Raw genomic sequence first — 18,185 nt, 5'->3', positions numbered from 1 at the left:
TTTCTCCTATTCTGGAATTTGTTGGGTAATACAGTGGATATTTCCACCACCTAATAGAATATCTCTTGCAGGAATACCGACAACTTCACGGTCTGGGAAACACTGGCTGAGAATATCCAAGGCCACTTGATCGTTTACATCCTGAAATTGTGGCACCAAGACAGATTTGTTGGCGATATAAAAATTCACATAGGAAGCTGCTAGTCTTTCACCTGCATAACGCTCCTCTTCGCCTTCTTCATAAGCATAGCCCGGCAAATCCTCCTCTGAAACTACTTGATGAATAGCTGGGATTGGAAGTTTATGAATAGTGAAACTCCGGCCTTTTGCATCGGTTTCCTTCTCTAAAAGAGCTAGATCTGCTGCAGACATGGCATACTGAGGATCGTCTTGGTCGTCTGTCCAAGCTAAAACAAGCTCTGCAGGACCAACAAAGGCTGCAACATTGTCGACGTGTTCATTTGTTTCGTCTTGATAAATACCGTAAGGCAACCAAATGACTTTTTCGGCCCCAAGGCTCTCTAGTAAGGTCTTTTCAATCTGCTCTTTAGTCAGGTGAGGATTACGACCCGAACTGAGTAAACAACTTTCAGTCACAAGTATCGTTCCTTGACCGTCACTATGAATAGCTCCACCTTCCAGTACAAAATGTTTGGCATCATAAACAGGTATCTCTAATACTTTTGCAAAGCGACTGGCTACTTGGTCATCTGCTTCATAGTCTTGATAAAGACCGTCAACAGCACCACCCCAGGCATTGAAAGACCAATCTACCGCCAACTTTTCCCTTTGATCATTGAGGAGAATAGTTGGACCAGTATCACGCGCCCAGGCATCATTTGTCGGAATATCTAAATAAACAACCTTGTCTCCTAGATAGGATTGCGCTTCAGATAGATAATCCTGGTCCACTAAAAGGTAGACTGTTTCCCCTTGGGCAATGGTTTTGATAATCTGGCTAAATGCCTTTTTTGCAGCCTTTCCTTGAAAAGGCCAAGATCCGGGTCGAGTCGGCCATATCATGAGAGTTCCATGATGAGTTTCATACTCTGCAGGCATACGATAGCCTAATTTCTTTGGGCTGTCCATCATGATAATCTCTCCTTAAAGTCTTGATAACCAAAGGCTTTGACTAGACTGCACTCACCCTCTTTATCCATGAGATACAAACTTGGAAGCCCAATGCCGTTAAAGGTATTATTTTTGACAAATGAGTAAATAGCCATGTCTTCAAAATAGAGGCGATCGCCAATTTCAATCGGTTTTTCAAAGCTGTAATCCCCAATGATATCCCCTGTCAGGCAAGTATTTGAAGAGAGTCTATAAGTATAAGGTTTTTCTTGCGCTTCAAATCCATCTCTCAATGGGGGACGATAAGGCATCTCAAGAACATCTGGCATATGGCAGCTTGCTGAAGCATCTAACACCAAGGTCTCAATTCCATTTTCAACAATGTCCAAGACTTCTGTCGCTAGATAGCCCGCGTTAAGGGCAATGGCTTCACCTGGTTCGACATAGACATCAAGGTTATAAGTTTCTCGAATACGTTTAATCTCAGTAATCAGTAAGTCCACATCGTAATCTTCTCTTGTGATGTGGTGTCCACCGCCCATATTGAGCCATTTAACTTGGTGCAAATAGGCACCAAACTGGTCTTCAACTGCTTTCAAAGTCGTTTGTAAATCATCTGCCCCTTGCTCACAGAGGGTATGAAAATGAAGTCCGTCAACCAAATCCAATAGATCACTTGGTATCTTATCCAAAGTTACTCCAAAACGAGAGCCGGGAGCACAGGGGTCATAAAGCGCGTGGTCACCCTGCGTTGAACATTGAGGATTGATGCGAAGACCCACACTGATACCAGCCTCACGACAACGTTGACCATACTTTCGAAGTTGTCTCTCTGAGTTAAAATCAATATGATCAGATATTTGCAGTAGCTCTTCCATATCTGATTCCTTGAAAGCAGGCGCAAATACATGGACTTCCCCCGGAAACTCTTCTCTAGCTAACTTCGCTTCATAGAGTCCACTAGCTGTCGTACCTGATAGATACTGGCTAATCAAAGGATAGGTTTTATAGAGAGAATAAGCCTTTTGAGCTAGCAAAACCTTACAACCTGCCTTTTCCTGAACCTCTTGCAGAATGCTACAATTTTCTTCTAGTTTTGCTAAATCTATGACATAAGCTGGCGTTGGTACTTGTTCTAACTTCATTAGTCCACCATTTCTGGATTTTCAACCACAACCCATGGCAAACCGTATTTATTTAAAGCTTCCATGAATGGGTCTGGATCCAACTCTTCAAGGTTATAAACTCCTGGTTGTTTCCATGTACCATCCATCACTAATTTTGTCCCAATCATGGCAGGAACACCTGTTGTGTAAGAAATGGCTTGTGAACCAACCTCTGCATAGCACTCCTGATGGTCGCAAACATTGTAGATGTAGATGGTCTTTTCAACGCCATCTTTGATACCTGTAAAGATACATCCGATATTTGTTTTACCAACAGTACGTGGGCCAAGGCTGGCAGGATCTGGAAGCAAGGCTTTCAAGAATTGGATTGGTACGATTTCTTGTCCGTTAAAATTAATAGCATCTGTACGAAGGAGACCAACGTTTTCCAAGCATTTCATGTGAGTTAAATAAGATTGACCAAAAGTCATAAAGAAGCGAATTCGTTTAACACCTGGAATGTTCTTTGCTAATGATTCGATTTCTTCATGGTGGAGGAGATACATGTCTTTTTGACCAACTTGAGGGAAATTATACTCACGTTTGATAGACATGGCTTCGACTTCTACCCATTTTCCATCTTCCCAGTAAGAACCTGGTGCAGAAACCTCACGTAGATTGATTTCTGGGTTAAAGTTTGTCGCAAATGGATAACCGTGGTCACCACCATTACAGTCTAAAATATCGATATAGTGGATTTCGTCAAAGTAATGTTTGAGTGCATAAGCTGAAAAGACACTGGTTACACCTGGGTCAAAACCAGAACCCAGAAGAGCGGTCAAGCCTGCTTCCTTGAATTTTTCTTGATAAGCCCACTGCCATGAGTAGTCAAAGTAAGCTGTAAAACCAAGTTCTTTGCAACGTTTCTCATAAATAGCACGCCATTCAGGGTCTTCTGTATCCTCGGCCTCATAGTTGGCAGTATCGATATAGTGGACACCTGTTGCCAAACAAGCATCCATAATAGTCAAGTCTTGATAAGGCAAAGCTACGTTCAAAACAGCTTCTGGTTTGTAGCTTTCGATCAAGGCAATCACTTCTTCTACCTTGTCAGCATCAAGAGCAGCTGTCTCAATCTTAGTATTTGTTTTGCCTTCTAATTTAGCCTTCAAATCATCGCATTTTGACTTGGTACGGCTAGCAATCATAATTTCTTTAAAAGTTTCGCTATCTTGGCAAATCTTTGAAATAGCAACTTGGGCAACTCCCCCACATCCAATAACTAATAAACGACTCATTTTTTTCCTTCCTCTTCTTCTAAAATGTCTTCTACATACTTAGGCAACATAAAGGCCCCCACATGTAAGTTTGCAGTGTAATATTCCGTAAATAACTGGCGTTTTTTCCAGCCTTCCTTGTCAAAATCTTTGACAGGGTGATATTTTTTCGATGCAAATCCAAACAACCAATAGCCCGCAGGACTAGTTGGGATATGTGCCTGATAAACTCGGCTGATTGGAAAGGCTTGATTGACCTTGCGGTGCATACTTCGGCAAGCTGACTCATCTTCGTCAAAGAAAGGACTACCATGCTGGTAGATCATGATACCGTCTTCTTTCAAAGCTCTATAGCTATTGCCGTAAAATTCCTTGGTAAAGAGCCCTTCCGTATGGCCAAATGGATCTGTCGCATCGTTGATGATGATGTCATAATCATCTTCACAGTTTCTCAAAAATCTCAGTCCATTTTGGTAGTAAATGGTGACACGAGGGTCATCAAGTCCTGCAGCAAAATCAGGGAAGTATTCTCGACAAACCTCAACCAGCATCTCATCTGGTTCTACAATATCGATTTGTTCCAATTCAGGATATAGTGTCAAAACCTGGGCAACACCACCGTCACCACCCCCAATAACCAAAACTTTCTTTGGATTAGGATGGACAGCCATAGGAACGTGAACTGTCATTTCATTGTATACAAAGTCATCTGCATCTGAGAATAAGACATGCCCATTTAAAATTAACACTTTCCCAAAAGCTGGGGTGTCTAGAACCTCGATATCCTGCCATTCACTTTGACCAGAATAAAGCTGTTTGGCTGTTCTCATTGTTAACTTGACATCTGGAGTATGAACTTCAGAAAACCATAAATCCATCTAGTTCTCCTTTCTTTCAATAACATTGATATGATTGACCTCTGGATCTTCAGTACCTTGGAGGGAACAACCACGTTCTTTGGCGAATTGAATATAATCGACAATTTCTCGTGTAATCCGTTCACCTGGCGCTAGGATTGGAATTCCTGGAGGATAGCACATGACAAATTCCCCACAGACCTGGCCAACGGACTCGTCTAATGTTAAGCTTCTTCTCTCTGCATAGAAGGCTTCCTGAGGAGATAGTACCAACTCAGGCTGGATATATTCTCCAGCAATTAAGTCCTTCCCATCTCGTGAGTATAGTCTCTTGATATCAGCTAAAGCACCGACCAAGCGTTCAATGTCTTGGATACGGTCACCAATTGAAATGTAGGCCAAGATATTCCCGATATCACCAAACTCGATCTGAATGTCATATTCATCTCGTAAGAGGTCATAAACCTCAATACCTGTTAGACCAATCCCCTGAGTGTAAACTGACAGCTTGGTTACATCAAAATCACAAACTGAGACACCATCTACTAGTTCTTTTGAATAGGCATAGTAGCCACCGATGGCATTGATTTCACGACGTGCGTACTCAGATAGCTCAATAACTTTCTCAAAGGACTCCTTACCACGAAGGGCTAGGTTTCTACGAGAAACATCTAGACTAGCCATTAGCAAGTAGGATGCTGATGTTGACTGTGTCAGATTAATAATCTGGCGTACGTACTCAGGATTCATCTGATTGCCAACGAGAAGGAGCGAGCTTTGAGTCAAGCTGCCACCGGACTTATGCATGGATACAGCTGACATATCTGCTCCTGCGTCCATAGCAGACAGAGGAAGTTTATCTGTAAAGTGCAGATGAGCACCGTGCGCCTCATCTACTAAGACTTTCATTCCTGCGGCGTGAGCCATCTCTGTTAATCCCTTAAGATCTGAACAAATCCCATAATAGGTTGGATTGTTTATTAGGATAGCCTTGGCGTCCGGATGGTCCTTAATAGCTCGCGTCACACGCTCATTTTCAAGCCCCAAAGCAATACCGATTTTTGGATCAACACTCATCTCGATATAGATAGGAATAGCACCGCATAAAACGAGTGCATTAATAGCTGATTTATGGACATTTCGAGGAAGGATGATTTTATCACCTGATTTACAGGTAGAAAGAATCATGGTCTGCACGGATGAAGTTGTCCCACCAATCATCAAAAAGGCATGAGCAGCACCAAAAGCTTCTGCCGCTAGCTCTTCCGCTTCTCTAATAATCGAAATAGGATGTCCTAGATTGTCCAAGGGCTTCATAGAATTGACATCAATACCAACGCATTTTTCCCCTAAAAGTTCCACTAATTCCGGATTCCCGCGGCCACGCTTATGACCTGGTACATCGAAAGGTACAATTCTTTTTTTTCGTAACTTGACCAGTCCCTCATAAATAGGAGCTTGGTTTTGATTTAACATTTTAGAGACATACTCCTTTATCATAGTTATTTTCACCTTATGCAAGGTTCTAAAGGATACTTATGAAAAAAGAGCAGGTTGGCACCTGCTCTACAATCTACTGACGTGTTTATGTTTGTTTCTTTTGAGTATGTCTGTTCCTGATGTTTCCTAACTCTCTAGTAGCAAATATTACGTACTTTATTGATCGTTTCACAAGATGACGTGTGCTTTCACCACACTAACAAATCTATACGAATTAGGACAAGTGTCCTAACATCAACTTATAAAAGTAGGCTTTTAACCCTATCAATAATGTGGCTTTTCAACCACGCTTCGGCATTCAACCCTGCCTGTCCGTAGGCATTTTTTACTCGGGTTTATATTTGCTAGAAAACATCATCTCATTTTCTAAGCTTCATTACTATAACATGTTTTGACTAGCTTGTAAAGTACTTTTTTGTAAAAAATTTATGTTTTGTTCGTAAAATTTATTTAATTTCAAAATAGAAATCGTTTTACATTTAAATCAAAAACAAAAAAAGGAACTAAATAAATTAATTCCTATAGATAGTCATAAGCAAATTCAACTATTCAAAATCGTACTTACTCATCACGCGCAACTTTGACAGCTAGTTCAAAATCAGTCATCAAATAATTTTCATCTAGACGGATAAGACTATAATACTCATTCCAAAATAGAGAGTCACTGTTACTTGACCACTGTAATCCATACCACAATTGAGTGACATCACTTGTATTTGATGGGGGGATTGACCATAGATGCTTTTTGAAAGTTTCTTGAACAAGTGGAAGGTCCAGTCGACTAGTCAAGTCGAGTTCATCCAATTTCAAAGTGATAGAATGTTTCTTAGCTGCTTCAATACTGTTCTTATTAAATCGAACCTGAATAACTTTAGAATCTTCTAAAGCCACATCCTGGTCCTCAGCACCGTAAAAAGAAATACTGCCCAGCACTATACCATTTTTTGCTATTAGATATGGAGCGTAGGGAACAGCATTGCTATCAAGTCTGAAGCCTTTTTCGATAGTGACTGATTTATCTCCTGAATACTTTTGGAAACTTCCATCTACCAGGAGGTCTTCGTAGTCGCTAGCACCATCACCTTGTCTTACATAGATATCAAATCCAGCTTCCATCAGATTACTTGCTTTTGTTTCTGCTAAAGTGATTTTACTTTCATTAATTTTCAAAATCGGTGTTTGAGGTGGAAAACCAATCGTGAGATGAAACATGACTCCTACTAGAAATACCATCAAGGTTATAAGGAGGGCAAGTAATGACTTTCCAGTCCTTTTTCTTGCATTGAAAAGAGCCATTAGAGCAGGCAGAAGGATCATTTTGGCTAAAATAGAATTCCCCACACCGCCTCTATTTAAGGTCTGAAAAGCAAAGAGCCCTGCGATTGCAATCAGGGACAGGTAGACCAAAATCTCTCCTAGACCCAGTTTTTCTGTTCGAGTTTGTTGATTTATAGGAGTTTCATACAATGACTGCCCATTCTCTTTCCTCTTTTTTAGAAAGAGATAAAAACCCAGACCGAGTAGCAGATTAAAAATTGTAAAAGCAATTAAAGTACCTATAATCACCGTTCTACCCATGGCTCTCTACTCCTTTATGTTCTCTCTCAAATCTTATCTTTCTCTTTAATATCCAATTACCAATCAATAAAATCATTAAGAAAAAGGGGCCGCCTTCTATCAGTACAATCGGTAAAGCTTAAATGGCAATGATTCTCCTCTTTTTATCTTTAAGGAAACTGCTGATATTTCTAGCTCTATTTCCCTAGAAAATGCTATAATGGAGCTAAGAAATTGTTCTCTAGCAATTGAAAAACGGGGGAAGTAGTCATGCTCACCACTATTGTTTTAGGATTTTATGCTCTTTTCTTTCTATCCTTGTGCTTTACTATCTATCTCTATATCAGACTTGTAGTTGCGGTTAAAAAAGGCAAAGACATTCCCAAATGGATTTATAAACTTGGCCATGCTGTTCAAGGAAGAATTCACGTTGACTATGAAGAAATCACTGATGCTAATGCCCTTAAAGAGATTCATTGGTTCTTGCTAATCTATTTAATCGTAAATCTATTCGTATTGGCTGTCTTCTACTATCATGGTAATAGCTTTCCTCAAGCCATTTATGAATGTTTGAAAAAACAATTTTTTATCGTAATTGTTAGTATGGTTTTAAAAAGTATTGGCAAATTTGTTGTACTGGCTATAAGAAAAAACTTTCAAAACAGTCATGTCTATGCATCAACCAACGCTTTTATCGGGACAGCTTTTTTAACGAGTTATGTATTTATGTTTTGCATCATGATGAGTGGTCTTCCTGCTCAACCTGTTCCAGTAACCATTCAAGATACCACTGTCATTATCGGGGAGACCAAGGCTTCCGAGCTTTTAGACCAAGGCTATACCTTTGAAGATAAAGGTGCAGAGAGCTCCATCACCAATCCCAAAAACGACCACTTCTACTACGGTCAGCTTCTCGAAGTCAAGCGGGATAACCAGTCCTTTGGCTTTATGAGCCTTACTCCCATAGGTAAAGATACTGATCAGCTCAAAAACTGCATCATTACCTATTACAGAACACCTAAGGATAACAATAAACTAGAAGAAATTTCCATCAATCATGTCAAGCTAGCAAATCTCAAGCTCCAAGACTTTCAAACACGAAAATTAATCGATATCTTTGAAGTCAATCCAGCTGATTATAACGTCTCTGATAAGGATAACAACTTTATCCTAACCATTCAAACAGCAGATTACGACCTCTGGAAAAGATACCGTATTGAATCCAAGTTCAATTCAGATGGTTCGATTGATAGTTATGGTGTCAGAGCCCAACACAGTCAATGGGAATGATTAACCATTAACCCCTTTATCACATAAGCATTAAACTGGAAAAATATCGTCGACAAGTTTATAGGTTTCGATGAATCTAAGGCCAGAGGAACCTTTATCTCTAGTGATTTCTTCATAAATATCTTCTAAATTTTGGGCAGGTGATAGCATCCAAAGACTAAAAGGTCTAAGTTTCACCTGTCCAATTTTTTCAATATTATCTAATAATTGGCCTAAATCTTTGTGATTGAACCAGCAATCTGTAACGAGAGCAAACTTTGTATTGTCCATCTTACAGGAGATTTGACTGGTCAAAAAATCATCGATGGTGGGCTTTTTTGTTTGTAAGAGGCGCGTGCAAGCCAGATGGTACTCAAGCTTTCTAGGACTCTGCTCAACCATAGATACAAAGACAAGACCATACTCATCTTCGAACTTTACAGCAAGGATATCTCCTTCTTCAAAGTAAGGTTTGCGTTTAGCTTTTGCTTTAGGAACCTTTAGAGGTCTAGGGTTTTCAGTTTGCAACTGGATAGCAAGTTTATCCAAGACCTTTTGCCTTTGTTTCAAAGCCTTTGAGTCTATTTCCAACCAAAATGGATCAGCCCCTTTTTTGATAAGCACCAAGGTTTTATCTCTGATATCGTCTGTCAGGTAACCAATCTTCCACAGTGAGTAGGCAAGAGCAGTCCAATAAATTTCTGTAAAAAAGTCTGTTTGACAGTAATCTTTCTCCTCATCGAGGATATCCTTTATAATGTTCGTCACCTGTTCACCGTCTCTATAGCGACCGACTACTTCATTGTAAATGTCATAACCTAGATCACTGTCAATGATTTTAACGCCATCAATAGCCATACTCAACTCCTATATCTTATTAAATCTCAAAGCTTATTTAATCTTATGCTTATTCATTTTTTCTTTGAAAATATCTGTAAGAATTTGTCGTAAGTCTTGAGCTTCCTTTTCAGGAAGTTGGCCTTCTTGTTCAGCAACGGCGTATAATTCTGGATACTCAAGTGTAATTCTCTTGACAGTACGTGTAATGGCATGTCTTCTAACAAAAAACGGGATACGCTTAATCATCTCTTGAGGAATTAGAGCGATTATCTTATCGGCTGTTTCCTTATCGCTAAGTTTAGAAAAAGTTAATCCCTTTTTAATCATTTCTTGTTCTTGTTCTGTAAAATCATGTAATTCCATATGTCTACTCCTCATCTTCACTGACTTCCCAAATCTCAGCTTGGTAGGGTTCTCCATCTTCATCGTATCGATTGATATAACCAATAAATTTTTCATTCTTTTTTGGTTTGTACTGAGTACCCTTGATTGTCGTAGTAGCCCATGTTCCTATCAAGAATAAAACGACCAGTCCCAGCAAAGTATCCATAATAATCACTTCCTTTAGATTTGAACCCACTTATCATTATCCATAATAAATGGTTTAGCTAGACCTTCTCCTGTATAGTTTTCGTATTTTGTATCTAGATATTTGTAACAATCTTCCTTGGTCGCAAATTTGATGGCTTGATAAGGCTCCTCAAAGGTTAACTTTTCAACAAAGAGATAGCCATCCTCGCTTGGTACAAGAATACCGACATGACCGATAAAGAGAGATTGACCATCCAAGTCATCATGAACGACTACGGAGAGCATTCGAGCATTTTCGTTAAACTTGAACTGAGAAAGGAATTTTTCCATCTTTGCAGCATGAACCTTGACATCTGTCGTTGCTTCAGTCTTGACTCTTGAGAATAAAATATCAAAAGCATCCTTGTCTTCTGTAGCAAAGACCTTACCTTTGTCAATGGCATCATTATCGACGAACAAGAGGGAATCATCTTTCTTTAACTTAGGAATTTCGATGGAATTTTTTAATAAACAATAACTGTTAATACGACAGTTTGTACCTACGAAATCACCTTTTTTGGGAGTCCAAAGATCGGTAATTTTTTCCACATCATAGTCTGTTTTGGTGAAGGTAGAAAAATCTCCAGTTAAGCCTACTGAACCAACAGTATTGTTATAATCGTTGACAAGATTGAAAAATGCATCGACACTATCTTTATCCAAATGTGTAGCCAAGGCTTTTCGAACTTCATCTGCACTTTCCTTGCTATTGAGATTGCTATAGGTTCCTTTGTAGCTTTCTTTACCTGAGCTAACAACCTTAGTAGTTGAACTATTCTGTTTTTCCGTAGATTGGTTTTGGTTTGTACCACAGGCAGCTAAAGTAAAGATAGCTAAACCACAGCAGCTCATTAATCTAATTTTTTTAGTTACTTTCATAAAATGTTTCCTTTTTAACTAAGATTTTTTAGGTCGATTAGCTTCTCTTATATTATAGTTCAATTTTATTTTTAGTCCAAGCATTTTGCTAAGTAAAGTAGATTTTAAATCATTAAAAAGGAAGCTGGCACAAAGCACGCTCCCTAATAATTGAAATATCTATGAAATATTTAATTTTAATCACCTTTTAGCTGTACCTGTGTATGAGCTATAAGGTCACCTAAATGTCGCTTATCTTTCCTGAAAACCATCATTGCTAGTAAGGCAACTGCGAGGAGAGTAGCTAAACACGAGAGGATAATAGATAAGAAATCAAACTCACTATAGAAACCATGTATCGTGCCCATATGACCTATTTGCCAAGGTAAAAATTTAATAGTGTTTCTAATCAAGCTAGCTTGCAATGTTTTTTTCTTGTAAACCAATTGAAGTCCTGCTTTCGCCTTCCCAAAACTCCCATTTTTTTTATAATCTAAGAATGTAAAAAGTAGAGTGACTGGCAAAACAGAGGTAAAAAATACAAGACACTGTGACTGAATTTCTGTAAACTCTGGGATACCATTAAAAATAATAATGTAAAAAAGCATAGAACCTAAAAACAGAAGTGCTAAATAAGCTAGAATGAAAAGATAATCAAATAGTAATTCAATCATTCTTTTTTTAAACGAAATAGAATTAATTGCTAAAATCTTCGTCATCGTCGCCTCCTTTATTATCTACTATTCTTTTCAAAATTTTTATTCTTTCGGTTGAGAATAGACTTCGATATGCTGCCCTAATACCTTGATTTCTACTGGTAGGTCATCAGACTTATCACCGTCAACATCCGTTTCCAATTCAGTATCTGAAGAGATTTTTATGTGACGAGCTTTTATATACTCGATATTCTCATTCACGACGACATCCCCTTTTAATAAATCAGGGATAACTGACAATTTAGTAAGGATTGAGGCATCTTTTAAAATCAAAATATTGGCATAACCATCCTTGTCTTCATCAAAGATTTTTTTGTCAGCGAAATAATTTGTAAGGAGAACCAAGACATGGCTGGCAGGGCCGATGTAATTTCCTTTTTCAGTCTCAACAGTAATGTTAAATGCTTGATCTGTAACAACAGACTTCATGGTATTAATCGCATAGGAAAACATGCCAAACTTCGTTTTATCTTCTATCCCAACATTGTGAATCGCTTCTGGTAGTGAACCAATACTAAAAATGTATCCGAAATAGTGCCCATTTGATTTTCCGATATCAATCTTATTCGTAGAATTAAAATCGAGTTCGTCAATGGCACCATCAATATCTTGATTAATTTCTAATAGTTTCGTAATGAGATTTCCAGTTCCTCCTGGGATAATCGCTAGTTTAGGAATGTAGTCTTTTTCCGCTATACCAGAGATTACTTCATTGACAGTCCCATCTCCACCAAAAACAAGAACAGCATCATATCGCTCCTGAGAAGCTTCTGCTGCAAAGTTTGTGGCATCTTGCGCTTTCTCCGTAATTTTAATCTCCACATCTTCAAAGAAATCTCTAGCTTTATTCTCCAGTTTTACCTTATAATCCAAGGCTTTTTCGCCACCAGAGGTTGGATTGATGATTACCATAATTTTTTTCATTTATAATTCTCCTTAAGGATTTTAAAAACAATATAGATCAATTAAAAAACCTTTTTGTTTCTCATTCACTTATTTGATATCGTATTAGATAGGTAGTTTTATATTGAGTTAAAAACTATACATATAGAACTATCTAAACTCATTGTACTTGATTCTAGTTTATTTAGCAAGTTTACAAGATGAGCATTAAAAAACCAACCGATATTTTCTTTCGATTGGTTTTTTGTGAAGAATTCATAAGTTTAACTATACAAAAACTCTTCCATCGATTCTTTCACATATTCTTCGACATCTTCAATCTCAACAAACAGCGGGTCTAAATGACACAAGAAGTGCCAATCTTCGGTGCCTTTCTTTCTGTAGAGAATCGCTTCGCCGTCTTCACTTCCGAAAAAGCTTCTATCCACTTCATATCCTTTGCTTTCTAAGAATGCTTTTGCCTTGCGGAAGTTAGATTCTCTGGTTTCGACATAGGCTCTCACTTCATCGTTATTCACGACATACGCGTCGATTTTTGTAGTTCCTTCAATCACTTTATCGTTTTTAACCGATAGATTCGAAATTTCTTTCCAAACGATCTCAACATTTTCCTCAGGATTAAACGAAAGTCTAGATAAAGGAACAATATTTCCATTGAAGACAATTTCCATATAATCCGGCAAATGTTTAGGATTAACATACTCTACTTCAAAACCATCTTCATTTTCTAGAGTATATCCAGGTATTTTGGCTACAAATTCTTTCCCTTCTCCTATAGTCTCAAATACGACTAAATCCTTTGAATAATTGTTTTGGTACAATTCTAATATAACCATCGATAACCCTCCTCAACATTATTACGTTAATGTAAATAGGCATACCTCTTTAACGATTGTCAAATAAGGTTGCTTAACTTCATATTTTTTTCTCTTTGTTATGTTTAAATTTTATGCAATGATCTGCTGCCTTTATGACTGCTTCCTCGAAGCAAACTAGACGCAATCGGCTCCCACTCATAACCGCAGATTCTGCATCTAGCCTTTACTGGCGAATGTCTCCCTGTGTAATTACCGATAATTTCTACATTAGGATTAACAATAGCAATCTTTTGTTCAAATTCTTCCTGGTTATTTACAAAACTTACATGCGCTAATTTAGTTCCACACTTTCTGCAACTATCTCCGGAAAGTAAGTTTGCCGGAACAGCATCCCATTCAAATCCACATTGCTTACAACGCACCAATAACCTTCTATTTGCATTCTGATAAGTGCCCAGAATTGCAATTGACGGATTCACAACAGACATCCTTCTCGCAAAAATATCTTGTGTCATTGCTTTTGCATTAGAGTATGCATTTTTTTCAATCTGCTCCCACTCTTCGTCATCAATCTTTTCATTCAATCCGACTTCACTAAATAATTTTTGTATAAGACTTCTGATAATTGAGTGATTCGCAATATTTAAATATTCTGCAAATGTATACACATCATTCTCAAAAGGTGCTGTCTGTCCCTTAGGGAATTTATCATAAATTGTGATAAGCCTGATTCCTTTTTCAGAGCACAAAACCCGTTTTTGCTTATCTCTTTGTATTGATTTCTTATGGAGCCACCAGTTACCTGGTTCAATTGCGAATTTCAGCGAAGGGATAAAGATATCAAGTTCCATTCCTATTGTCTTTTTATCTCTAGAAAGAACCTTATCTGGTCCAAGTACACTTTGGAAACATAGTAGAATAGCTTGTTCCATAAAGCTGGTTCCGCTTTTTGCACACCTTGGGCATCCATGCCCAGCAAGAATCGAATACGGTTTTGCTTCCCAATCATTTCCACATCGTGAACAGTGTAGTTTTATATTTGTATGTCCATTAATATATTCACCATGTACCTCTATAGAATCGTCAACAACTTTTAAGTCTTCTATGAACCGCTCTGTTGTTTTTAATCCCGTTTTTCCACTATTATTTATTGCGCCTTTCTTTGCAGAACATGATGGGCACCCTTTTCCTTGGAGCAAACTATATGCTAACGGATTCCATATCTTTCCACAAGTCTTGCATTTGACTTGGACTCGCTCGACGGCCTTGGTATACGTTCCAAGGATCTCAATATTAGAATTTATTTCTTTCATTTCGAGAATAAATTTCTCTGGTGAACGAGTCATTAAAATCACCTACTTTATTAAATCAGTTTTTGTCAAAATCAAATCATCACAGAAATCTGTCCTAACGAGAAGAGCACACGCCTCAACATGCTCAGTTATCGGAAATATATCCACAGGTTCCACCCGTTTCAAAGTGCACATTGGTCACGCCATCAACTTCGCACATGTTAAGTTATTTTTCTGAGATTGAAGGCAGCCGATTGTATTGCCTTCTTTGGTATTTAAATATTGCCAAGCGATAGCCTTATTTCTATAAATTCAGCCAACTTCCTTTTCCCATCGTCTAAGCACCTCTTTCAAAGGCTCATCTAGATAGCTAAAGGCCTTGTCTTTGATCCACTGAGGAATTCCATAAGCTGCCTCGGCGATACTTCCTGTGATTGCAGCAAGAGTATCGCTGTCTCCACCAAGAGAAATCGCATTTCGAATCGCATCTTCAAAATCTGTACTTTCTAGAAAGGCAACGATAGCTTGAGGAACGGTATCCTGACACGTTTCATTGAATCGATACGTAGGACGAATTTCATCTAACGTTTAAGAAAGGTCATATCCATACTCTTTCTCGATATGTTCCTTAACACATCTTTTGATTTCCGCAGGGTTATCGCTACCATCACCGTCAAGGAAATAACGGCATATAAAAATCGCATCCGCTGTAGCCATCGCTCCTTTGATTCCTTCTGGATGGTTATGCGTCACCTCTGCAGAAAGTTGTGCCAGACGTTTCCCATCGGACGGCAACTCGTCTGTTGTGGCATCCATCACCCAAGCGCACGGAGAAACGCGCATCGCAGACCCATTCCCAAAACTATTGTAAGGCTCACGGTTGTCGGTCATCAGCCACCGGTTAAATCTAGCACCATAATCAGAATCAGGATACATCCAACCATATTTCTTCATGGCATCAATAAAGTCATTCTTCTGTCCGCCGTTCATAATTGCTTCTGCAACGGCGCAGGTCATGACAGTGTCATCTGTGAAAAAACAGTCATCCCTAAATAATGGAAAGTCTTTCGTTTTAATATTGTCCCATTCATAAACAGAACCAACAATATCTCCCACAATTGCTCCTAGCATCAGATTCCTCCTTATGATATATCAGATTCATTACACATTTCCAATGAATCGCTCTTTAAAAATGGCACTACCAAATTAATCCACTCTTGAGGCAGGTAAGCTGATAAATAGCCGTGGTTATAGCCCTTAGCTTCATACAAGATCGTGTTTTGATGTATTTGTTGAAATAATTTTGCCGATGCTTTCACACAGTTCAATTCTTTTTCACCGTAGATATACAGAACCTGCGCCTTACTAGCAGAAATCGTGTCCTTCAGCTTGTAACGCTCCATATAGGTTTTGTAAATAGTCACTAATGTTTTGATAGGCGTCCTTGGCAGATCCTCCAAATAATAAGCTTTTATTTCCTCTGGATAAGCCAGTTTAGGATAGAGTCTGTCCATCATGCTTAATTGGAGTTTGCAAGAGAATTTACTGAACATCAGTTTACCAAATAGAGATACTAGAAAGATGCTGATTTTAGCTAACCCTGGTTGAGGAATACAGAGGCTTCCGTCTATGATGGCCTTCTCAGCTATATTGCTATCTAAGGACAAAAGCTCCATAGCAATTTGACCACCAAGTGAAACACCACCGATTGCAAACAATTTCCCACCACAGTTTGCTTTGATATAGTCTAGAATCTCAAAAGCAGAATCTTCAGTAGAAACATAATCAAGTTGATATTCTTCGCCGTGGCCATTCAAGGTGGGTAGAATGACACGATACTCCTCCGACAAGATCCGTGCTTGACGAAGATAATTCCACCAAGAACTGCCACCGCTGTGTATCAGCAAGATAGAAGGCAAATTCTTATCACCAAATTCATGGAATTTCATATTTAAACTCCTTACTAAAGGACTTTCACTAGATAAATACTTGTTCAATCAGTTTGAACAAGTAGTGATGACTCATCAAATAAAAGGTCTCTAACATTGATTATCTAGAATGACCACACGTTACTTTCAATAATGGATATCCTAATCAAAATTTTAAAATGTTGTTTCCTTACTAATTCTATTACTCGCCAATATTGTATAAATTAAATAAGCAATAAAAATAACATAGTGGCTAGTCTTACAACTTACTACTTTTTATATGATAATTTATAAATGTCTTTCCAGCCACTCGATCTTCTTAAAATCCTTATTGTTATTGTGATCATTTCGATAGGAGTCTTGAGAAGAAGCTTTGTAAATACTTAGATACTGCTCCAGACTTGGAAGACGAAAAGTGATGCCTTCAATGTGAATAAGCTCTATATCTGATTCCGAAACTCCTGCAAAATCTAGTAAGGAATCGATACTTCCAAATTCAACACTCACTCTATCCTTTTGGAATTCATGCTCATGAATATCTATTAAGACGTAGCCTAATTCTTTCATCACTTTCATTATCTTGTCCCAGTCATAAATTCTGAGATGATCAGGTGCTTCCCAACCTCTAGGGTCACCAGGCACATGAATGTCAATGTCAGACGGCCCCCAATTTTCTTTCGTTCTAAACTCCAATCCCAAAGACCCCATCAGTGTCGGTGTAATTCCGACTCGATTTAAATGGAAACAAATAGTTTTAAATTCTTCAAATAAGAGACTCATGTTTACTCTAAACCTTTCATCTAAATGTTCGTTATTTCTACTTTATTACCTTGAACAAAATCATCTTCATTTTCTAGAGTATATCCAGTTATTTTGGATACAAACTCTTTTCCTTACTAATTCTATTACTAGCCAATATCGTATAAATCAAATAAGCAATAAAAATGATAATAAAAGTAAGATTAATCTTCAACACAAAATAGAGATTTAACAAATTTGCGAACGCATGAAATAATATACAGTATCCCACAGATTTCGTTTGACGATAAAGAAGCCCTAAAACAAAACTTAAAAATAATGTATATATAAAAAATAAAATAAAAGGAAATCCTTGATGACTTTCTCCAACTATAAACCATAAAGGCAGATGCCAAATTCCCCAGATTGAACCTACAATCAAATTAGATTGCCAATAAGTATATTTTTTATCAAGTAATGGTTGTAATATTCCTCTCCATCCTAATTCTTCATGTCCACCACCAAAAAAAATTAATTGAATAAAGAATAGTGGCATCAGATAAATTGATACTCTGTTTAATTCTAAGGAAGATACAGAAAATAGGATCGAAATTGCTAACATATGAATAATGAAATAGATACTACTATTTTCTTTCTTATTAAATAAAAAATGTTTAAATTTTATATTATTCCTTTTCAAATAAAAGCCACTTGCAATAGCTGGTCCAAGTGCACCTACTATATGTAATGTTCTTCCTATAATTGTTTCTAATCCCAAAATATGAGATTGCGTAAAGATGGCAAGAATCCCCCAAGCTATATAAGTAATTCCAAATGTAAAACAAAGATAATTTTTTAAATTCCTTTTATCAATTTCTGTCATTT

The 18,185-nt window shown here is 37.9% G+C and carries 18 protein-coding genes and 1 pseudogene; 1 reads left to right on the top strand and 18 read right to left on the bottom strand.

The window, feature by feature from the left end; translation table 11 throughout:
• Nucleotides 1-6: 6 nt before the first annotated feature.
• The 6 genes from aguA to AB8E63_RS02475 all read right to left on the bottom strand — a co-directional run bounded on the left by aguA (nt 7) and on the right by AB8E63_RS02475 (nt 7,389).
• The gene (gene aguA / locus AB8E63_RS02500; RefSeq protein ID WP_368909784.1) at nt 7-1,092 is read right to left on the bottom strand and encodes an agmatine deiminase; all 1,086 of its coding nucleotides are present in this window, start codon (nt 1,090-1,092) and stop codon (nt 7-9) included.
• The gene (gene nspC, locus AB8E63_RS02495; RefSeq protein ID WP_084857439.1) at nt 1,089-2,216 is read right to left on the bottom strand and encodes a carboxynorspermidine decarboxylase; all 1,128 of its coding nucleotides are present in this window, start codon (nt 2,214-2,216) and stop codon (nt 1,089-1,091) included. The genes aguA and nspC overlap by 4 nt, the downstream gene beginning before the upstream one ends.
• Nucleotides 2,216-3,475, bottom strand: coding sequence for a saccharopine dehydrogenase family protein (locus tag AB8E63_RS02490; RefSeq protein ID WP_084857437.1), 1,260 nt, complete (start codon nt 3,473-3,475; stop codon nt 2,216-2,218). Before AB8E63_RS02490 ends, nspC begins: the two co-directional genes overlap by 1 nt.
• Nucleotides 3,472-4,332 (bottom strand): polyamine aminopropyltransferase, encoded by an 861-nt coding sequence (gene speE, locus AB8E63_RS02485; RefSeq protein WP_084857435.1) that lies wholly within the window; start codon nt 4,330-4,332, stop codon nt 3,472-3,474. The genes AB8E63_RS02490 and speE overlap by 4 nt, the downstream gene beginning before the upstream one ends.
• Nucleotides 4,333-5,787 carry an aminotransferase class I/II-fold pyridoxal phosphate-dependent enzyme gene (locus AB8E63_RS02480; RefSeq protein ID WP_368909781.1) on the bottom strand — a complete coding sequence of 485 codons (1,455 nt, stop codon included), beginning with the start codon at nt 5,785-5,787 and terminating at the stop codon, nt 4,333-4,335. It lies immediately after the preceding gene.
• Between the two features lie 585 nt (nt 5,788-6,372).
• A complete protein-coding gene (locus tag AB8E63_RS02475; protein WP_368909780.1) occupies nt 6,373-7,389 on the bottom strand; it encodes a hypothetical protein in 1,017 nt (338 codons plus the stop codon).
• A gap of 249 nt (nt 7,390-7,638) precedes the next feature.
• On the opposite strand from AB8E63_RS02475, the gene AB8E63_RS02470 reads away from it, so the two are divergent.
• Nucleotides 7,639-8,658: a hypothetical protein gene (locus tag AB8E63_RS02470; protein WP_368909779.1), complete on the top strand. Its 1,020-nt coding sequence runs from the start codon at nt 7,639-7,641 to the stop codon at nt 8,656-8,658.
• 30 nt (nt 8,659-8,688) lie between these two features.
• Here AB8E63_RS02470 and AB8E63_RS02465 read toward each other — a convergent pair whose 3' ends face one another.
• The 12 genes and pseudogenes from AB8E63_RS02465 to AB8E63_RS02410 form a co-directional block, all read right to left on the bottom strand.
• Complete coding sequence (locus AB8E63_RS02465; protein WP_084857427.1) at nt 8,689-9,495, bottom strand: hypothetical protein; 807 nt, start codon at nt 9,493-9,495, stop codon at nt 8,689-8,691.
• Nucleotides 9,496-9,528: 33 nt separating this feature from the next.
• Nucleotides 9,529-9,840, bottom strand: coding sequence for a hypothetical protein (locus tag AB8E63_RS02460; RefSeq protein ID WP_368909778.1), 312 nt, complete (start codon nt 9,838-9,840; stop codon nt 9,529-9,531).
• A 4-nt stretch (nt 9,841-9,844) separates the two neighbouring features.
• The gene (locus AB8E63_RS02455; protein ID WP_368909777.1) at nt 9,845-10,027 is read right to left on the bottom strand and encodes a hypothetical protein; all 183 of its coding nucleotides are present in this window, start codon (nt 10,025-10,027) and stop codon (nt 9,845-9,847) included.
• A gap of 14 nt (nt 10,028-10,041) precedes the next feature.
• Nucleotides 10,042-10,926, bottom strand: a complete 885-nt coding sequence (locus AB8E63_RS02450; protein WP_368909776.1) for a DUF4300 family protein — start codon at nt 10,924-10,926, stop codon at nt 10,042-10,044.
• Nucleotides 10,927-11,102: 176 nt separating this feature from the next.
• Nucleotides 11,103-11,624, bottom strand: coding sequence for an RDD family protein (locus AB8E63_RS02445; protein WP_368909775.1), 522 nt, complete (start codon nt 11,622-11,624; stop codon nt 11,103-11,105).
• 39 nt (nt 11,625-11,663) lie between these two features.
• Complete coding sequence (locus AB8E63_RS02440; protein WP_368909774.1) at nt 11,664-12,545, bottom strand: diacylglycerol kinase family protein; 882 nt, start codon at nt 12,543-12,545, stop codon at nt 11,664-11,666.
• A 242-nt stretch (nt 12,546-12,787) separates the two neighbouring features.
• The gene (locus AB8E63_RS02435; RefSeq protein ID WP_368909773.1) at nt 12,788-13,360 is read right to left on the bottom strand and encodes a hypothetical protein; all 573 of its coding nucleotides are present in this window, start codon (nt 13,358-13,360) and stop codon (nt 12,788-12,790) included.
• Between the two features lie 104 nt (nt 13,361-13,464).
• Nucleotides 13,465-14,688 carry a hypothetical protein gene (locus AB8E63_RS02430; RefSeq protein ID WP_368909772.1) on the bottom strand — a complete coding sequence of 408 codons (1,224 nt, stop codon included), beginning with the start codon at nt 14,686-14,688 and terminating at the stop codon, nt 13,465-13,467.
• Nucleotides 14,689-14,946: 258 nt separating this feature from the next.
• Nucleotides 14,947-15,765: pseudogene (locus tag AB8E63_RS02425) on the bottom strand (ADP-ribosylglycohydrolase family protein).
• Between the two features lie 11 nt (nt 15,766-15,776).
• Nucleotides 15,777-16,583, bottom strand: a complete 807-nt coding sequence (locus AB8E63_RS02420) for an alpha/beta hydrolase (protein ID WP_368909771.1) — start codon at nt 16,581-16,583, stop codon at nt 15,777-15,779.
• Between the two features lie 267 nt (nt 16,584-16,850).
• Nucleotides 16,851-17,342 (bottom strand): nucleotidyltransferase, encoded by a 492-nt coding sequence (locus AB8E63_RS02415; RefSeq protein ID WP_287294299.1) that lies wholly within the window; start codon nt 17,340-17,342, stop codon nt 16,851-16,853.
• Between the two features lie 88 nt (nt 17,343-17,430).
• Nucleotides 17,431-18,183 (bottom strand): lysostaphin resistance A-like protein, encoded by a 753-nt coding sequence (locus AB8E63_RS02410; protein WP_368909770.1) that lies wholly within the window; start codon nt 18,181-18,183, stop codon nt 17,431-17,433.
• Nucleotides 18,184-18,185 lie beyond the last annotated feature (2 nt).

It is taken from the genome of Streptococcus sp. oral taxon 061 (genome assembly GCF_964211575.1).
GTDB lineage: Bacteria > Bacillota > Bacilli > Lactobacillales > Streptococcaceae > Streptococcus.
The sequence above is the reverse complement of the archived record's forward strand: the minus strand, read 5'-3'. Positions and strand labels throughout refer to the sequence as shown.

What these genes read in the sequence shown, in the direction of transcription:
- AB8E63_RS02430 (WP_368909772.1), bottom strand. Translation starts at nt 14,688, where the DNA reads ATGACTCGTTCACCAGAGAAATTTATTCTCGAAATGAAAGAAATAAAT.
- AB8E63_RS02445 (WP_368909775.1), bottom strand. Translation starts at nt 11,624, where the DNA reads ATGACGAAGATTTTAGCAATTAATTCTATTTCGTTTAAAAAAAGAATG.
- AB8E63_RS02465 (WP_084857427.1), bottom strand. Translation starts at nt 9,495, where the DNA reads ATGGCTATTGATGGCGTTAAAATCATTGACAGTGATCTAGGTTATGAC.
- nspC (WP_084857439.1), bottom strand. Translation starts at nt 2,216, where the DNA reads ATGAAGTTAGAACAAGTACCAACGCCAGCTTATGTCATAGATTTAGCA.
- AB8E63_RS02470 (WP_368909779.1), top strand. Translation starts at nt 7,639, where the DNA reads ATGCTCACCACTATTGTTTTAGGATTTTATGCTCTTTTCTTTCTATCC.
- AB8E63_RS02410 (WP_368909770.1), bottom strand. Translation starts at nt 18,183, where the DNA reads ATGACAGAAATTGATAAAAGGAATTTAAAAAATTATCTTTGTTTTACA.
- AB8E63_RS02480 (WP_368909781.1), bottom strand. Translation starts at nt 5,787, where the DNA reads ATGTTAAATCAAAACCAAGCTCCTATTTATGAGGGACTGGTCAAGTTA.
- aguA (WP_368909784.1), bottom strand. Translation starts at nt 1,092, where the DNA reads ATGATGGACAGCCCAAAGAAATTAGGCTATCGTATGCCTGCAGAGTAT.
- AB8E63_RS02420 (WP_368909771.1), bottom strand. Translation starts at nt 16,583, where the DNA reads ATGAAATTCCATGAATTTGGTGATAAGAATTTGCCTTCTATCTTGCTG.
- AB8E63_RS02460 (WP_368909778.1), bottom strand. Translation starts at nt 9,840, where the DNA reads ATGGAATTACATGATTTTACAGAACAAGAACAAGAAATGATTAAAAAG.
- AB8E63_RS02490 (WP_084857437.1), bottom strand. Translation starts at nt 3,475, where the DNA reads ATGAGTCGTTTATTAGTTATTGGATGTGGGGGAGTTGCCCAAGTTGCT.
- AB8E63_RS02440 (WP_368909774.1), bottom strand. Translation starts at nt 12,545, where the DNA reads ATGAAAAAAATTATGGTAATCATCAATCCAACCTCTGGTGGCGAAAAA.
- AB8E63_RS02450 (WP_368909776.1), bottom strand. Translation starts at nt 10,926, where the DNA reads ATGAAAGTAACTAAAAAAATTAGATTAATGAGCTGCTGTGGTTTAGCT.
- speE (WP_084857435.1), bottom strand. Translation starts at nt 4,332, where the DNA reads ATGGATTTATGGTTTTCTGAAGTTCATACTCCAGATGTCAAGTTAACA.
- AB8E63_RS02435 (WP_368909773.1), bottom strand. Translation starts at nt 13,360, where the DNA reads ATGGTTATATTAGAATTGTACCAAAACAATTATTCAAAGGATTTAGTC.
- AB8E63_RS02415 (WP_287294299.1), bottom strand. Translation starts at nt 17,342, where the DNA reads ATGAGTCTCTTATTTGAAGAATTTAAAACTATTTGTTTCCATTTAAAT.
- AB8E63_RS02455 (WP_368909777.1), bottom strand. Translation starts at nt 10,027, where the DNA reads ATGGATACTTTGCTGGGACTGGTCGTTTTATTCTTGATAGGAACATGG.
- AB8E63_RS02475 (WP_368909780.1), bottom strand. Translation starts at nt 7,389, where the DNA reads ATGGGTAGAACGGTGATTATAGGTACTTTAATTGCTTTTACAATTTTT.